We start from the raw sequence: 16963 nt of genomic DNA on the forward strand, positions 1-16963 counted from the left end.
GCTCTATCAGTATCGGAATCGAGCTTCACTTGGCTAGCCGCGCACAATAATTCACCCATAGATTCCCCCGACGATCCATTCTTTTTGACGAGAGAATATTGCCGGCGACCAAGGGGCTGTCGGCAGGCTGCACCGACAGCCAGCGGAAGTTACCTCTTGATGAGCGCGTTAATTAGGTAGGCCGAAGCTTGCGTCGATAGGCGGCTGATTTGCGAGGCAAGCTCGCCATCCGCCCGAAACGCATCATGCGCTTGTGCCGTGTTGCCAAACCACATTGCGAGCAGAACGTTCGGCGCGACAGGTTCAGCCCAAAGACGGTCACGCTTTGCGCTCCTTTCGGTCCAGTTAAAGGTGACCTCCGCATGCGTTGCGGACAAGGCATTGGCCTTAACGACTGCTTCTTTGAAGTCGACACGCGAACATTCGTCTTTCGTTGTTGCCAATACAAGGACCTTCACCCCCAGACGTTCTCGCGGCTCGTCCTCAGGCGTGACCACACACAACGTCCATCCGTAAAGAAAGTTGGGCTCGTCCTGGGGGATGTATTCGCTGCCCACGCGGGAATGCTGCGCACGGCTCATCGCTTCGTCACTTTCGAAGCAGAGCTCGACCACACCGTCGACCGTGAACTGGCCGCTGCCGTTCGAGCATTGCCACAAACGTTTCTCGACTCTGTTCTGCGTGTAGCTAGTGATGCCATCCATGCACAGCGCTAGTTCGGCATGGCAGCCGGCCCAATAGGCACGGAAGTCACTGATGGAGCTGCCTTCCTTCTTCGCCAATAACGTCATCCGTTTAATCATGTCATCTCCTAAATTGATATGGCGCGCCGTTGCCTCTCTTGCAAGCCCGCCTGCAAGCTTCACGGCGCCGTTACACGGACATTCGGTCTCCAAGAAACCGCCTTCAGAGCACGAACGTACGCAACATCTGCAGCGTTAGTAATTCGCATAGGGATTGCACCTACGCAAATAAAGACGCCTATATGTAATTTAAGCGTATCATGCATCCATGGCCCATTGAACTGGGGATGACGATGGGGGCGCAAATAATCTTAAGCGTCCTTGCACCGGGAGAGACGTGATGAAGCAGGAAAGCGAATACAGTTGCGATGTTCTTGTCATTGGTTCCGGATGCTCAGGGATGTCCGCGGCAATTACCGCGGCCTCGGAAGGCCTGAAGGTTCTGGTCATCGAGAAAGAACCGAAGTTCGGCGGCTCCACTGCGCGCTCCGGCGGATGGCTCTGGATTCCCAACACCGCACTGGCTAAGGAGCAGGGCATCTACGAAGCCGAAGGCGCGGCGCGCACGTATCTGCAACATGAAGGTGGCGACAGCTTTGATGGTCCGCGCGTCGACGCCTTTATCAAGAATGGACCGGAGGCGGTCGACTTTTTCTATTCGAAGACCGCCGTTCGTTTTGACATGCCGCTGGTGTTTCCTGACTATCACGCCGAGGCTCCCGGAGGCACACAGGGTGGCCGTTCGATGGTGACGCGTCCGTTCGATGGAAAGGAACTCGGCGCAGCTATCAAGGACCTCGCGCCGGCGCTTCCTGAATTGACCGTGTTCGGCATGATGCTGGGCTCCGGCAAGGAAATCGTCCACTTCATGCGCGTGACGAAATCCATCAAGTCCGCCTGGTATGTAACGAAGCGCCTGTCCCGGCACTTCGCAGACGTGCTCAAGCATGGTCGTGGCATGACGCTGACCAACGGGAACGCCCTCGCTGGTCGTCTCGCTAAATCGCTATTCGACCTGAACGTGCCGCTGTGGCTGAACACAAAGGCCATGAGCCTCACGAACGAAAACGGTCGCATCACGGGCGCAGTTCTGGACCGCGCAGGTTCCAAAGTGCGAGTCACTGCAGCGCGTGCCGTTGTTCTCGCTAGCGGCGGTTTCCCGTACGACATCGAGCGACGCAAGCAACTGTTCCCGCATGCACCGACCGGCGCCGAACATTTCTCGCCGTCGCCGACTGGCAATACGGGTGACGGCCTGCGCATGGCCGAAGCGGTCGGCGGCCAGGTCACGACCACGTTGCCGAATGCGGCCGCTTGGGTGCCGGTCTCGATGCTGACGCGTAAGGACGGAACGACCGGCATCATGCCGCATTTCATCGACCGTGCGAAACCGGGTGTCATTTCGGTGTTGCGTGATGGACGTCGCTTCACCAACGAGGGCAACTCATACCACGACTTCGTCCAGGCCTTGGTCAAAGCGACGCCGCCCGGAGAGGAAATCAGCACGCATCTCATCTGTGACCACAAAACGCTGAGAACCTACGGGCTTGGAAGCGTCGCGCCTTTCCCTATGCCGATTGGTCGCTATCTGCGCGTTGGCTACCTGACGAAGGCTTCCTCCGTCGCCGAGCTCGCGGACAAAATTGGCGTGAATGCCCTGAACCTGAAAGAAACGGTCCGCGGTTACAACGCTGAAGCCCAACTCGGGCGCGACCCGGTCTTCGGCAAAGGCACCACGGCCTATAACCGCTATCAGGGTGATGCACTGCATTCGCCGAACCCGTGCGTGGCACCGATTCAGAAGGGTCCGTTCTATGCACTGAAGATTCGTATTGGCGATATTGGCACCTTCGCAGGACTGAAAACGGACGCGTCTTGCCGCGTGCTAACCGGCGATGGCGCCCCTATTGCAGGTCTCTTTGCCGTGGGCAACGATGCTTGCAGCATTATGGGTGGCAATTATCCGGGTGCCGGCATCACGCTGGGGCCGGCGCTGACGTTCGGTTACATCGCGGGCAAAGCCATTGCGTGCGGCGCGGAAGACGTTGCGATTGGAATGCCGTTAAACACCACGTTCGCAGTCGTATCCCGGTAACCCCGCTCTGTTCTCCAATGGGCGCGAGTTAGCCGCGGTTGCTTACTCCTCAGCGACCGCGGTTTTTTTTCGGCACACGCAGATAATCTGACCATGCAGACCGACAGCAACACGGCGCAAGCGACGCCGAAAGCGGCTAAGGCTCAACGTGGCATCCACGCGATGGAAGTAGGCGGTGCGCTGTTGCAGCACGTGGCAGACGCAGGGCGGCCGGTATCAATGATTGGTTTGAGTGCAGCTTCGAATCTGCCCCTCAACCAAGTGTTCACGTATCTGGTCAGCCTTGTTCGCACCGGACTTATTCGACGCGATGTCATGACCAATCGCTACGAGCCGGGACCGCTCTCGCTAAAGCTTGGCCTCAGGGCCCTACAACAGTTGTACCCACTTCAAAAAGCCATCGAGCTCGTAACGCAGATTGTCGAAGATGAGAACCATGGTGTCTTCGTCGCAATTTGGACAGAGCATGGTGCGACTGTCGTTCAATATCACGGCCCCGAGATGTATCTGCACGTGGGACTTCATGCTGGCTCGGTGATGTCTCTCGCGCACAGTAGTACCGGACGCCTCTTTTCGGCGTATCTCTCACCTCGAACCATCCACCCTCTACTCCTACGCGAACTCGGCAAGTGCGATGAGACCGAGGCTTCCCTCGCGGACATCTTTCTCAAAATTCGACGCAGTCGCCTGTCCCGCACGCGCAGCATGCCTATTCCAGGCGTTGACAGTCTGAGCGCTCCCGTTTTCGACGATGCTGGACAGATACGGCTTGCCATCACCGTCTTTGGTCCTGCGAGTAGTTTGGACACGTCAGAAGGCGGACGCGTTGCGCGCGACCTGCTGCGCATAACGGAACGCCTGTCGAAATGCTGACCAGGCAGGCGGAGCCAACCATGATGTGAAGTGAAATGATGTGAAGTCAGTGGACCGCTCACCGGCTGGACGGACAACGACGAGGGGCATGACTGTCACAGCTACCGAGCATAGTCGACACGTCGCGACGCGGAGTGACGACGTATCACTGGTTGGTATGCGCTTCGCAGGCAAGTGTCTATTGCAGGCTCGGCTTGACCATACGCGATTCGCACGTTCAACGGAACGCGCGAACGCCACGGCTTGCCCGTGGCGTGCGAGTTGGTATCTGAAACAGCCTGCTGGTCAGATGGCCAAGAACCCTCCGTCGACCGGGAGCGTGACACCAGTCACGTAGCGCGACATATCAGACGCGAGAAAAATCGTCGGCCCTACGAGGTCTTCGGTCTGTCCGACCCGACCCATTGGGATACGGGTCATGAAGGCAGCGAGGCGTTCAGGAGATTCACGGGTCGCAGCCGTCATGGGCGTCTCGATGACGCCCGGCGCGAGCGCGTTGACGCGTACCCCGAACGGCGCCAACTCAGCGGCAAGCGACTGCGTGAACATCTTGATGGCGCCTTTGGAAGGCGAATAACCCAGGCTCCCGCCTTGCCCACCGTAAGCCGCGATGGAGGCGACGTTGATTACGACACCCTTAGTCGCCTTGATTGCCTCGAGAAACGCGTGCGTGACGTTGAAGGTGCCTTGGACGTTCACATCCATGACCTTCTTCCAGTTCTTCGCCGCGTTCGGACTCGTAGAGTCCTCGCGGATGATGATGCCCGCGTTGTTGACCAGCAAGTCGGCCCGACCGATGTCATTGAACACCTTTTCGGCAAGCGTGTAGCACGCGTCTGCACTCGTCACGTCTAGCTCGAACGCCCAGGCTTGGCCCCCTTGTTGCTCAATCTGGGCCGCCGTTTCCCGAACATGCTCGAAATTGATGTCGCTGACGACAACTTTAGCACCGGCCTGCGCGAGACCCAGCGCAAGCGCTCGTCCGTTGCCTTGACCCGCGCCTGTCACCACGGCGAGGCGGCCACCGAGCAAACGGGGCGCGATGGATTCAGAGAACGACATGACGACTCCTTTGACATCTAGTTGAGTTAATTTGCTTGACCGTACTTGCTACTACGAAGTATTTCATATCCGCATATATATTCGCATAGGTGTAATCACCCATCTCAGGCATCCCTACAGCGCCCGCGCTCTTACGCTCGGCGACACCGCGGCAATATGGCGGCCACAATTCCTTCGGCAACTCGCTCTGCGACTGGCCTTCCGCTCGGTCAGCTTGCGTTTCACCGCATGGACGGAAGCCTCGGTAGTGGATTGCACCTATGCAAAAGCGCTGGCACATGTTTAACCGACTGACGTAGTATCCAACCTAACGATGCAGGGTTGTGAGCGCACGAGTCCGAACCGATGTCCCTTCCTCATCGACATTGCGTACTGGCAGCCACTTCACAAATATTCCGCAAGACCTGAGCCTCGCCAAATGCAGACCGGCGCAGCTAATCAGTAGCACTACACGCCGACTTCTACGTACTGAGCCAATCGAGCGGATTGCCATGCGTGGCAGCGCGCTTTTGTGTCGCCGCAGATAACTCGAAATTAAGAATTATTAAGGAGGCTTTTAATGTTAATGAAAAGGGTTGTTCAATGTGGTGTCGGTGCCACCCTGGGCCTTGCCGCCGTCTCGGCTTTTGCGCAGGCGAGCGTCACCCTGTATGGCATCGTCGACACTTCGATTACTTACCAGAACAGTCAGACGACGCTCGGCTCTACGACGCCTGGCAAGTCTAACGTTCGGATGCAGTCCGGTGTTTGGAACGGCGACCGTTGGGGTCTGCGTGGTACTGAAGACCTGGGAGGCGGCAATCAGCTGCTTTTCGTACTGGAGTCGGGCTTCAATCTGGCGAACGGCGGACAGCAATTTACCAACGCCATGTTTGGCCGCCAGGCCCGTATTGACTTGTCCAACAAGGCGTATGGCACCCTTTCACTGGGCCGTCAATACAGCGCGTACTACACGACGCTCTCGCCTTGGGTGCCGGCGTATTACCAGACGGGCTATGGTTCGCACCCTGGCGACCTTGACGGTATGGACACGTACTACCGCTCGAACAATGCCATTACCTATACGAGCCCGCTTTTCTATGGGCTTACCGCGACCGGTCAATTTGCGCCCGCCGGCGTTCCGGGAAGCTTGAATCAAGGCTCGACGTGGAGCGCAGGTCTTCAGTACAAGGGCGGAGGCTTCGGTCTGGCCGCAGCCTTTTGGCGCATCAACAACTCTACGCCCGGTGGCGGCCCCTACGGCGCCGAATCTTCGGTGAACTCGTCTGGCCAGCAAGGCGTGTCGGCCATCACGAATGGATATAGCCAGGCGCAAGCACAGCAGCGCTTCGCGGTTGACGGCGGCTACATCTTCAATGACAGCTGGGACATCTCGTTCGCGTATTCCAACGTCCAGTACATCCCTGGAATCAATTCGAAGTTTAAAGACCTGGCGGTCTGGAATACGGCGGGAAGCGTCCTCCACTGGAAGCCGACTCCTCCGCTGGACCTAGCGCTCGGCTACGCGTACACCTGGGCTTCCAAGGCGAACAGCATCTCGGACGCAGCCAAGTACCACCAGGTCGTCCTTTCACAGTACTACGCCCTGTCGAAGCGTACGGGTCTCTATGCGCTGGAAGGGTACCAGCGCGCTTCGGGCCAAACGCTCGGAAACCCCGGAACCGGCGCAGTCATCGCTGCAACGCCCGCTATTGGCGACAGCTTTCAAACGACGCCTGGCGCAAGCCGGTCAATGGTTGCAGTCAGCCTGGGTGTCGTGAGCAAGTTCTGATCGGACTGAAACGAGGACGGGGTGCGATTCCCCGTCAAATGTTGACGCAATAGGTTGGAGACACTATGAAAACAATCCGCATCATCGCTGCAGCCGTCGCCGCAGCCAGTTTGGCCATCGCCTCGACTGCGGCGTTCGCGCAAGAAATCAAGATTGGATTCAACGGAGACCTCTCGGCGTCTCCGTCAGCACAGAGCGGACAAGCTGCTGTGCTGGGAATGCAGGCCGCTATCTCGGACATCAATACGGCGGGTGGCGTGCTCGGCAAGAAGCTCACTCTGGTGGTTCGCGACGACGTGTCCCAGCCGCCGAAGTCCATCCAGAATATGACCGACCTCATCGACAACGAGGGCGTGGTCACGGTGTTCGGGCCGACGAACTCCGGCAACGCGATGGCATGGAAACACATTGTCAATCAGAAGAAGATCCCAGTCATCAACAACGTGTCGGCTGGCACCGATATCACCAAGCCCATTAGCCCTGGCGCAGATAACTACATGTTCCGCGTGTCGATGGTTGACCGCGAACAAATCTCAGCCCTGATGGCATATGTCAAGAAGAATTCGGCCGAATCGAAGAAGGTCGGCTTCATGTCAGAGACCACGGGCTACGGACAAGGTGGTCTTCGCGACATGAAGGACGTCGCTCAGGCGCAGGGGATTACGCCTGTCGACATCGAGCAGTTCGGCGTTGGCGACACCGACATGACCTCGCAACTGAACAAGCTCAAGGCGGCGGGCGCCGATACCGTCATCATTTGGGCGCAGGGAACCCCCATTGCCCAAGTGATGCGCAGCATGGAGAAAATCAACTACTACCCGCGCGTTCTGAGCTCGTGGGCGGCCGACAACATCACGTTCTACGACGCGGCCGGCAAGACCCTGGCGGAGAAGCCGCTGTTCCTCCGCACGGTCAGCGAGAACCGCACGCCCGCGCAGGACAAGCTTTTCGCGCGCGTCGGCTCGCAGCTGAAGGCGCCGAGCTCGTTCTCCTTCGCGCTTCACGGCTATGACTCGGTATTGCTGCTCGCCCAGGCAATGAAGCAGGCGAACAGCACTGACGGGTCGGCCATCCGCGTAGCGCTCGAGAACCTGAACAGCCCCGTTCAGGGCCTGCTCAAGACCTACAACAAGCCGTTCAGCAAGACGAACCACGAAGCGTTGCTGGCAAAGGACTTCGTCTGGGTTCACTGGAAGGACGGGAAGCTGCTCCCGTACTCTGACGCTCTCATCGCGTCTCTGACTCCGGCCGATTACAAGCAGTAACCGAACCCTCGATGTGACGGCGTCAATACGACGCCGTCACTACGGAGAACAAACATGATGGAAGCATTTCTTCAGGCAGTAATCAGCGGCCTGGCCGTCGGTGGCGCGTACGCGTTGATAGCGCTTGGTTTCAGCATCACATTCACCACAACCAAGACGCTCAATTTCTCGCATGGCGAGTTCGTCTCCGCCGGTGCTTTCATCGGCATGAGCGCGATGCTGCTCCTGCTTGGGAAACCCATCACCTCTACCACGTTCGGCGGCGCAGTCCCAAGCGTGACAGCGCAGTTGCTGGCGTTGGTGGCAGCACTTGTGGTGATGGGTGCACTGGGATGGCTGCTCTATGTGCTCGGCGTTCGGCCTTTCGCGAAGAAGCCTGGAATGGCCTGGGTTATGAGCACGCTGGGCTTCGGCGTCGTCCTCGATTCAATTGGCCTTGCTATCTGGGGACCGAAGCCCGTCGTCGTTCCTTCGCCGGTTGGAGACTCGGTGATTCAAATTTTCGGCATCGGTGTTCGGCCGCAGGAAATGCTGCTTCTAGGCGTCGCCGTCCTCGTGATGATTGCGTTCGACCTCGTGATGCGAAAGACGATGGTTGGCAAGATGATGCGCGCCGTGGCCGCAAACGGTAGTGTCGCGAGCCTGATGGGCATCAACACGAACGCCGTGATGATTGGCGCGTTCGTGGTCAGCTCGGCGCTTGCTGGGCTATCTGGTTTCCTCATCGCACCTATTACGCAGGCGTCGCTCTTCATGGGACTTGCGATTGGTCTCAAGGGATTCTCGGGCGCGATGATTGGCGGGCTGAGCAATCCTCGCGGCTGCGTCATCGGTGGTTTTGCGCTCGGCGTCTTCGAGTCAACGGTGAATCTCTGGCAAGCGCAGTGGCGTGAAATTGCTGTGTTTGCCGTCGTGATCCTTGTGCTGGCGTTCAGGCCGACGGGGCTTTTTGGAAGCCGATTGGTGGAGAAAGTATGAGAAAGTACTCCCATATCCTGTGCGTCTGCGCGCTTGCCGTTGTACTGGGTGGTGGCGCTCTGTTCGTCAGAAACGACTATTACCTGCACATCGCTTTCATGATGTGCGTCTACTACCTGTGCGCGGCGGGGATGAACGTCCTCGTCGGGTTCGCCGGACAAAAGTCGCTCGGGCAAGCCGGCCTGTTCGGTGCCGGAGCATACGCAGTCGCTCTCCTGACATCTCAGACTGGCATCAATCCTTGGCTGGCGATGGTCGCAGCAACTGCCATCGCCGGCGTGTGTGGTGTCATCGTGGCCATTCCGTCGCTGCGCGTTAAGGGACCCTACCTTGCGATGGTCACGCTTGCTTTTGGCATCGTAGTCGAACGACTGGTGAGCGATTGGACCGACGTCTTCGGCGGTGCGCAAGGTATCTATGGGATTCGTAGTCCGGAGATAGGTGGCCAACCAATGTCGCTGGCTCTGTGGGTGTGCGTGGCAGTCGTTTTCTGCGCAGTTACCCACCTCCTGTTGCGTAACCTTCTGAACGGAAAGTTTGGACGAGCCTTCCTCTCGCTGCAAGCTGACGAAATCGCGTCGTCGTCAGTGGGTGTTCGGGTCTATCGTGGAAAGGTTATCGCTTTCGTCATCGCAGCGATAACGTGCGGCCTCGCTGGCGCCATGGTCGCCCAGCAAAACCAGTACATCAACTCGGACTTCGTGTCGTTCCAGCTGTCCATCTTCATTCTGCTCCTCGTTCTGTTTGGAGGAGCAGGAACGAAACTGGGTCCAGTCGTCGGAGCCGTGGTTCTGACGTTATTGGACGCACTACTTGCTCGTTGGCCGTCCGTCCAACATACGCTGTACGGGTTGCTCCTGCTCTTTGCCCTTTATGTCATGCCCGGCGGGGTTGTGGGCACCGTCTCGAAGCTATTCGCCCGCAAGACCGAAGACGCCGCGGCATCAGGTACGCGGCCGAGCGGGCAAGTGACTACGCTTCTGAGAAATGGCCGCTCCAGTGGCGACGAGTTGCTCGCGGTGGCAAAGGTGTCGAAGGCTTACGGCGGTGTGAAGCCTGCAAATGAGATTTCTTTTGCACTGAAACAAGGTCACATTCACGCGCTCATCGGGCCCAATGGCGCCGGCAAAAGCACCATGATTAACATGCTCACCGGCGTGGTCAAGCCGGACGCAGGCTCTATCCGCTTCAACGGAAAAGAGATTGGCGGCACCGCGGCTCATGAGATTTGTTGCCTCGGCATCGGCCGAACGTTCCAGAACCTTCGCCTATTCGCAGAGCTTTCGGTGCTTGACAACGTGATGTTGGGTCGGCACAGCCGGATGCGGAACGGAATTTTGGCCTCGCTCTTTGGCACCCCACGCGCACGGCACGAGGAGCAAATCACACGACAGCGTGCGCTGGAGCTTTTGGAGCTCGTTGAGTTGGGTCACCTCGCCAACCGTCCTGCCGGCAGCTTGCCCTATGGGCTGCAGCGGCGGGCAGAACTCGCCCGCGCACTTGCGACGGAGCCACAACTGCTTCTTCTCGACGAACCAGCCGCTGGTCTCAATCCGCAAGAAACGGCCGAGCTGGGCCAGCTGCTCGTGCGCATCGGAAAGTACGGCGTGAGCATTTTGATGGTCGAGCACCACATGGACCTGGTCATGTCCGTCTCCGACCATGTGATCGTGCTGGACTACGGAGTCAAGATTGCTGAAGGCAAACCTGCCGATGTCCAGGCCAATCCACGAGTCGTCGAAGCCTACCTCGGCGTAGACGAAGCGGAAGCGGCGTGAGGGAGAAGACATGCTAAAAATCGAGTCGGTTAAGGTTTCGTACGGCGCCATTCAGGCGGTGAAAGGCGTCAGCCTCGAAGTGCGAGAAGGAGAGGTCGTTACTATCATCGGCGCGAACGGTGCCGGCAAGAGCAGTCTGCTCAAAAGCATTGCCGGCCTGGAAAGGGTCGCGTCCGGAAGAATTACCGTCGGTGACCGGGATTGCACCCAGTTGCCGCCTCACATGCGGCTTGGTCTCGGTATCGCGTTGTCGCCTGAAGGCCGCGGCGTCTTCCCTGACCAGACGGTTCGCGAAAACCTGCTGCTGGGTGCGTACTCGCGCAAGCAGTCAGCCGACGAGACGGAGGCCTCGATGGAGCGCGAGTTTATTCGCTTCCCGCGTCTACGCGAGCGGCAGCACCAATTCTCTGGGACGCTTTCCGGCGGTGAGCAGCAGATGCTTGCAATCTCGCGAGCCTTGATGAGCAAGCCACGCATGCTCTTGCTGGACGAGCCCTCGCTCGGTCTTGCTCCGCTCGTTATCCGAGACATTTTTGGTGCCATCCGTAGTTTGCGCGAAGAGGGCCTGACCATCCTGCTCGTCGAACAGATGGCGAAGCAGGCGTTGGGGGTAGCCGACCGAGCGTACGTGCTTGAGGTTGGGAACATCACGCTCGAGGGTACCGGACGGGACCTGCTTAACGACCCGAAGGTCAAGGCAGCCTACCTCGGCGCGCACTAATAGCAAGCTGCCCCTGTATTCACATCCACGAGACTTGGAGGACGAATGAGCACGGTAAGAATGGGTCTGATTTCGAAGAAGCCAAATTGGTCCAGCGGCGATTTTTACAATCACTGGCTCAATCATCATGGTCCTTTGGTGCGGAATGCGCCGGGCCTGAGTCAGTACTGGCAGAACCACGTGGTGGACCATGTCCAGCGAGGGATTGATTTCGCCCGCGACCCGTGGGATTTCGACGGCTTCTCGCAACTCTGGATTTCCGACCCGCAGAGGCCCTTCGGCGAAGGCGAGCTCCCGCAGCGGATTATCGAAGACGAGAACCACTTCCTCGGTAGGCTGCACATCGTGACCGTCAAACAGACGCCCGTTGTCGAACTCCCCGCCGATGCCGCCCGCAGCGAACTCAAGAAGCGAATTTCCCTGATTCGGCGTTGGCCCGATTTGTCGGAGCAGGATTTTCTAGACGAATGGAAAGTTCACGCCGACCTGGTTCGTACCATGCCTGGCGTCAAGGGCTATCGGCAAAACGCGGTGATTCAGCGTGAGCTGCAAAAGGGAACTCAGTGCAGCTACGACGACCTCCCGATTGACGGCATTGTCGAGTTCTGGTTCGAGAGTACAGATTCGCTGGAAGCAGCTTTCAAGTCCGAGGCTGGCCTCAAGACGATGAAACACGCGAAGACGTTCCTCTCGGGAATCACCGCGTTCCTGGTCGAAGAACATCGAATCATCTAGCCGGATGACGGACGAGGGGCACGAGTGGTGCACTTGCATAGAGTTAGCTTGGCGCCGCCGCTCCTCGATTGAGAATGTGCGCCGAGTCGACGCCCGCATGTAAGTCGAAGACGTACCACCGAGTCCAACGGAGTTCCATATGAATGCAACCGATGTTAGTTTGGCCGGCAAGGTCGGCTTGGTGACAGGTGCGGCGAGCGGCCTGGGTAAGGAGATTGCGCTGACATTCGCACGTGCCGGTGCGAGCGTCGCGATAGCAGACTTGAACGGTGATGGTGCTGAAGCCGTAGCGTCCCAGATTCGAGCCGCGGGAGGAAAGGCCATCGGTGTGACGATGGACGTGACCGACGAGGATGCCGTGAACTCAGCGACCGACCGAGTAGCCGGGGAGTTCGGCTCCATCGACATCCTTGTGTCCAATGCTGGCATTCAAATCGTCAATCCAATCGTGGAGTTCTCCTATACCGATTGGCGAAAGATGCAGGCGATTCACGTCGATGGCGCGTTTCTAACGACGCGCGCCGCTCTTCGGCACATGTATAGAGGCGACCGCGGCGGCGTGGTGATTTATATGGGCTCGGTGCACTCGCACCTCGCCTCTCCTCTGAAGTCTGCATATGTGACCGCAAAGCACGCCCTGCTTGGCCTGAGCCGAACGCTCGCCAAGGAGGGAGCGGCTCATAATGTTCGCTCGCATGTCGTATGTCCGGGTTTCGTGCGAACGCCGCTGGTTGAGAAGCAAATACCGGAACAGGCGAAAGAGCTCGGAATATCGGAAGCCGATGTGGTTAAAAACGTCATGCTGGGTGGGACGGTCGATGGTGTCTTCACGACCGTCGATGACATTGCGCAAACGACGCTATTTCTGGCCGCTTTTCCGACGGCTGCGCTTACCGGCCAGTCGTTCGTCGTAAGTCACGGATGGTTCATGCAGTGAACTGTTGACCGCGTCAAATAGTTGATTGAGCGCACTCGGAGAACGCCTCTAGGTGCGCAAAGGAAGCATCATGGATGGAAGCTTTTATCACCCTTTTCCGACGGTCACGCGCAGCGTGGAACGCGACAAGATAGTTACCGCGCGTGAGGCAGTACGCCTCATCCGTCGAGGCGACACCGTCGCCACTAGCGGCTTTGTCGGCATTGGCTTCGCCGAAGAAATTGCCATCGCTTTGGAGGAGCTGTTCTTCGACACTCGCGAAAGCGACGACGGACCCCGTGACCTCACGCTTGTCTATGCCGGCGGCCAAGGGGATGGAAATTCGAAGGGACTGAACCATCTTGCGCAAGAGGGTCTTGTCCGTCGGGTCATCGGCGGACACTGGGGATTGGTTCCCGGGCTTCAACGCATGGCTATCCAGGGGCAAATCGAAGCGTACAACCTGCCGCAGGGTGTCATTTCCCAGCTGTTCAGAGACATCGCCGCGCATCGACCGGCTCATCTCTCGACGATTGGTATCGGGACGTTTGTCGACCCGCGACATGGCGGCGGAAAGCTCAATTCTCGGACGACCGAGGACCTGGTGAGTCTCACCTCGGTCGGCGAAATCGAATGTCTTCTGTACAAGACGTTTCCGATTGACGTTGCCATCGTGCGCGGAACAACCGCTGATGCGAGCGGGAACATCACCATGGAGAAAGAAGCGCTCACGCTGGAAGCACTGTCGATTGCCATGGCAGCTCGGAACTCGGGCGGCATTGTGATTGCGCAGGTGGAGCGTATCGCCGATGCGAATTCGTTGAATCCAAGACAGGTCAAAATTCCGGGCATCCTTGTCGACTGTGTAGTCGTAGCGAATCCAGAGAACCACTGGCAGACATTCGCTCAGCCGTACAGCGCGGCGTTCGCAAGCGAGTTTCGTGTTGGCGCTAGCTCCATTAAAGCGATTGAGCTCAACGAACGGAAGATTATCGCGAGACGGGCGGCGTTCGAGCTCATGGCTAATAGCGTGGTCAATCTCGGCATTGGGATGCCGGAGGGACTGGCAAGCGTCGCCAATGAAGAGCACGTCCTCGACCTCTTCACGATGACGACAGAACCGGGCGTCATCGGCGGCATCCCGGCGGGTGGCCTCAATTTTGGCGCCGCCAGTAATACACAGGCCATTATCGACCAGCCTTATCAATTCGACTTCTACGATGGCGGTGGCCTGGACATCGCATTCCTTGGGCTCGCACAAGCGGACCGGGAAGGGAACCTAAATGTCAGCAAGTTTGGTCCCAAGTTAGCAGGAGCCGGCGGCTTCATCAATATCAGTCAGAGTGCGAAGAAGGTTGTCTTCGTGGGCACTTTCAGCGCAGGTGGTCTCCATGTTGTCGCGGCCGACGGTCAGTTGAACATTGTGCACAACGGAAATTGCCAGAAGTTCGTCGACGCCGTTGAACACAGGACGTTCAGCGGGAAGCACGCAACCGAACGCGGACAGCACGTCTTGTATATCACTGAAAGATGTGTATTCGCCTTGCGTCCTCAAGGTCTTGAGCTCGTTGAAATCGCGCCCGGTGTTGACGTTCAAAAGGACATCATTGCGCACATGCAGTTTGCGCCGCTCATAAGCGGTAAGCTGAAACTGATGGACGAGAGGATTTTCCGTGACACGCCAATGGGGTTAAGGAGCATTCTGCTCGGCATGAGGTTGGCCGACCGCTTCAGCTTGGATGCAGAGAAGAACCTCTTCTTCATCAACTTCGAAGGGCATGACGTTGCTACGAGCGAGGACGTGCATGCTATCCGTGAGGAGGTCGAGCGGCGGCTTGGTTCGCTCGCGACTAAAACTCATGCAGTGGTCAACTACGACAACTTCTCCTTGCGTCCCGAAGTCTTGGACGAATACTCGGCGATGGTGGTTACGCTTGCGGACCGGTTCTATTCAGGCGTTACACGCTACACGACGAGCGGCTTTTTGCGGATGAAACTCGGCGATGCATTAAAAGGCCGGCAGGTGGCGCCGTACATTTATGAAAGCTCGGAGACGCCGAAAGAGCCGGCGCACTCGGCGGCTTCCGGGGTCGTCCTCTAGCCCGTCCCGGGCCAACACAAGGTCATGTAGCTCGAATTGGTCCGAGCAATGTGGATGTGAGCCATTTGTCTCAAGAGCAAAGCGTCGAGCCGAACAACGTTTGCGAGTATTACCTAGAGGTTGCCGATAATTCTCCAGCTGCCCGGGATGCCGCCGGGTGATGTTTGTCGCCCCAACGTCAGGACTTTTTCCTACACCGGGGTTTACTCGTGGATAGGGTATATCCGCATCCTCACATCTCATTTACTGGGGCCAAATATAGTTGCTAGGATGTAATACATTGTAAGCTTTTGATTGCACTTGTTGCTGTTGTTGTTGATAGAGTTAGGTCTACTTATTTAAGTCAACCTGACAATCTTGCGAGACACCTGAAGGGGACGAAATGAAACGTTCAAAGCGTGCATGGTTGCTAGCAGCAGCGCAGGTTGCCTTATTGGCGGGCGTGTCGGTTCCGGCGTTTGCGACGTGCGGAGGCGAAAACGGAGGCGCTGCAGGTGCTCAATGCAGGGACTCCCAGTCTACTCCTTTCCCAGGGGGTGTCTGGACACCCGGGAATCCGAGCTACGGCACTGCACTCGATAAGAGTATCCCCATCACCATGAGCGACGGCGTAATCCTCATGGTCGATGTCTCATACCCCACTGACTTACGTACCGGCGCTCGCGCGAAGGGTCCGTTTCCTGTCATCCTCACACAAACGCCTTACCTCACGAATCCGTCCACGGCTGGTGATTACTTTGTTCAACGAGGCTACATCTATGTAACAGCGTCGGTTAGAGGGACTCGAAACTCAGGCGGCGAGTTTTCCTTCTTCGGCAACGACGGGAAGGATGGGGCCGAGATAGTCCAATGGGCCGCTACGAAGCTGCAGAACTCTAACGGCAAGATTGCTCTTCAAGGCGGTTCTTGGTCAGGACTGAACCAATACACAACGGCGCTGGCAGCCGGAAAGAATTCACCGATCAAGGCTCTCGCGCCGTTTTGTTCAGGGGCAGAGTTTTACCGTGAGACGTATTTCGCGGGCGGCATCCCGACACAAACGGGCCAGTTCCCATTGAGTTTTGGTGCGGCGGTCGGTAATAATCATGGCGCGACCGCATACGGCCAGTCTATGGTCGACGACATCAACGCGGGTGGTCCAAGGGCCTATGACAGGGAGTTTTGGAAGGTGCGCTCTCCCGGCACGTTCGCTCGCCAAATCGCAGACCTTGACATCCCGATTTTGATCTGGAGCACGCACCAGGACATTTACGCTGAAAGCTCTATGTCCATGTACGCCTATCTGCAGAACGCGAGAAGCGGCCGGTACGTGTACGGGCCAATGCGTCCGAATCAGGAGGCCACGGGCCGCTACCAGGTGATTATCAGCCAGGGCGGCCACTGCCAATTCGAAGAGCAGACGACTGGGCAGAACATTGCAAACAACATCACGCTTGAATGGTTCGACACCTGGCTCAAAGGAAAGAAGACCGGGATGGCCGACACGAAGCAACCAGTTCACGTCCACGAGTTGACTTCTAACCACTGGATTAGCACCTCCGCTTACCCTGTTGCGCCTATGTACAAGCAATACTTTCTGACGCCACGGGGCGCTTTATCGAAGAAGCCTTCCAATCAATCGGCGGAAGTTAATCTACTTTGGGCGCAGCCAGGCGCCGGGAGCACGGCCCAATTCGATGGGCGTGTCCTGAAAAAGGGAGCGACGCTTGCCGGCCCAATGAGCGCATCGTTCTATGCCTCGTCTACAACGCCAAATCTGGAACTCGTTGCGACGGTGCAGCTTGTGGGTGCCGATGGAACCGTCACGCCACTTTCCAGTGGCACTGTCCTCGGAAGCCTCGCGAAGAACGGTAGAGTCGAGATGTGGCGCGGTAGCAGTAGGTTCGGTTTGTCTGTTGCCGCCTCTTTCGTTCGGCGGTGCCCTA

Annotated in this window: 13 protein-coding genes; 11 read left to right on the top strand and 2 right to left on the bottom strand. The window is 57.8% G+C overall.

What is annotated here, in order from left to right:
* Window positions 1–149: 149 nt before the first annotated feature.
* Window positions 150–896: an EthD domain-containing protein gene (locus tag AWB81_RS34205; RefSeq protein ID WP_144444248.1), complete on the bottom strand. Its 747-nt coding sequence runs from the start codon at window positions 894–896 to the stop codon at window positions 150–152.
* 187 nt (window positions 897–1083) lie between these two features.
* Here AWB81_RS34205 and AWB81_RS34210 point away from each other — a divergent pair, with 187 nt between their 5' ends.
* A complete protein-coding gene (locus AWB81_RS34210) occupies window positions 1084–2838 on the top strand; it encodes an FAD-dependent oxidoreductase (RefSeq protein ID WP_062641908.1) in 1755 nt (584 codons plus the stop codon).
* A gap of 93 nt (window positions 2839–2931) precedes the next feature.
* Window positions 2932–3711 carry an IclR family transcriptional regulator gene (locus tag AWB81_RS34215; RefSeq protein WP_062641911.1) on the top strand — a complete coding sequence of 260 codons (780 nt, stop codon included), beginning with the start codon at window positions 2932–2934 and terminating at the stop codon, window positions 3709–3711.
* 285 nt (window positions 3712–3996) lie between these two features.
* Here the strand turns inward: AWB81_RS34215 and AWB81_RS34220 are convergent, their stop codons facing one another.
* A complete protein-coding gene (locus AWB81_RS34220; protein ID WP_062641913.1) occupies window positions 3997–4773 on the bottom strand; it encodes an SDR family NAD(P)-dependent oxidoreductase in 777 nt (258 codons plus the stop codon).
* A 565-nt stretch (window positions 4774–5338) separates the two neighbouring features.
* Here AWB81_RS34220 and AWB81_RS34225 point away from each other — a divergent pair.
* The 9 genes from AWB81_RS34225 to AWB81_RS34265 form a co-directional block, all read left to right on the top strand.
* Window positions 5339–6544: a porin gene (locus AWB81_RS34225; RefSeq protein ID WP_235026058.1), complete on the top strand. Its 1206-nt coding sequence runs from the start codon at window positions 5339–5341 to the stop codon at window positions 6542–6544.
* 65 nt (window positions 6545–6609) lie between these two features.
* Window positions 6610–7809: an ABC transporter substrate-binding protein gene (locus AWB81_RS34230; protein WP_062641918.1), complete on the top strand. Its 1200-nt coding sequence runs from the start codon at window positions 6610–6612 to the stop codon at window positions 7807–7809.
* A gap of 54 nt (window positions 7810–7863) precedes the next feature.
* The gene (locus AWB81_RS34235; RefSeq protein WP_062641921.1) at window positions 7864–8787 is read left to right on the top strand and encodes a branched-chain amino acid ABC transporter permease; all 924 of its coding nucleotides are present in this window, start codon (window positions 7864–7866) and stop codon (window positions 8785–8787) included.
* On the top strand, window positions 8784–10565 hold the full coding sequence (locus tag AWB81_RS34240) for a branched-chain amino acid ABC transporter ATP-binding protein/permease (RefSeq protein WP_062641923.1): 1782 nt from the start codon (window positions 8784–8786) through the stop codon (window positions 10563–10565). The genes AWB81_RS34235 and AWB81_RS34240 overlap by 4 nt, the downstream gene beginning before the upstream one ends.
* A gap of 10 nt (window positions 10566–10575) precedes the next feature.
* On the top strand, window positions 10576–11286 hold the full coding sequence (locus AWB81_RS34245; protein ID WP_062641925.1) for an ABC transporter ATP-binding protein: 711 nt from the start codon (window positions 10576–10578) through the stop codon (window positions 11284–11286).
* 45 nt (window positions 11287–11331) lie between these two features.
* Entirely contained in the window at window positions 11332–12021 is a 690-nt protein-coding gene (locus tag AWB81_RS34250) for an EthD domain-containing protein (RefSeq protein WP_062641927.1), read from the top strand.
* Between the two features lie 139 nt (window positions 12022–12160).
* On the top strand, window positions 12161–12958 hold the full coding sequence (locus tag AWB81_RS34255; RefSeq protein WP_062641929.1) for a 3-hydroxybutyrate dehydrogenase: 798 nt from the start codon (window positions 12161–12163) through the stop codon (window positions 12956–12958).
* A gap of 70 nt (window positions 12959–13028) precedes the next feature.
* Complete coding sequence (locus tag AWB81_RS34260; protein ID WP_062641931.1) at window positions 13029–15038, top strand: acyl CoA:acetate/3-ketoacid CoA transferase; 2010 nt, start codon at window positions 13029–13031, stop codon at window positions 15036–15038.
* A gap of 598 nt (window positions 15039–15636) precedes the next feature.
* On the top strand, window positions 15637–16963 hold a 1327-nt coding region (locus AWB81_RS34265; protein ID WP_062641934.1), incomplete at its 3' end, for a CocE/NonD family hydrolase.

Source organism: Caballeronia arationis (assembly GCF_001544975.2).
GTDB lineage: Bacteria > Pseudomonadota > Gammaproteobacteria > Burkholderiales > Burkholderiaceae > Caballeronia > Caballeronia arationis.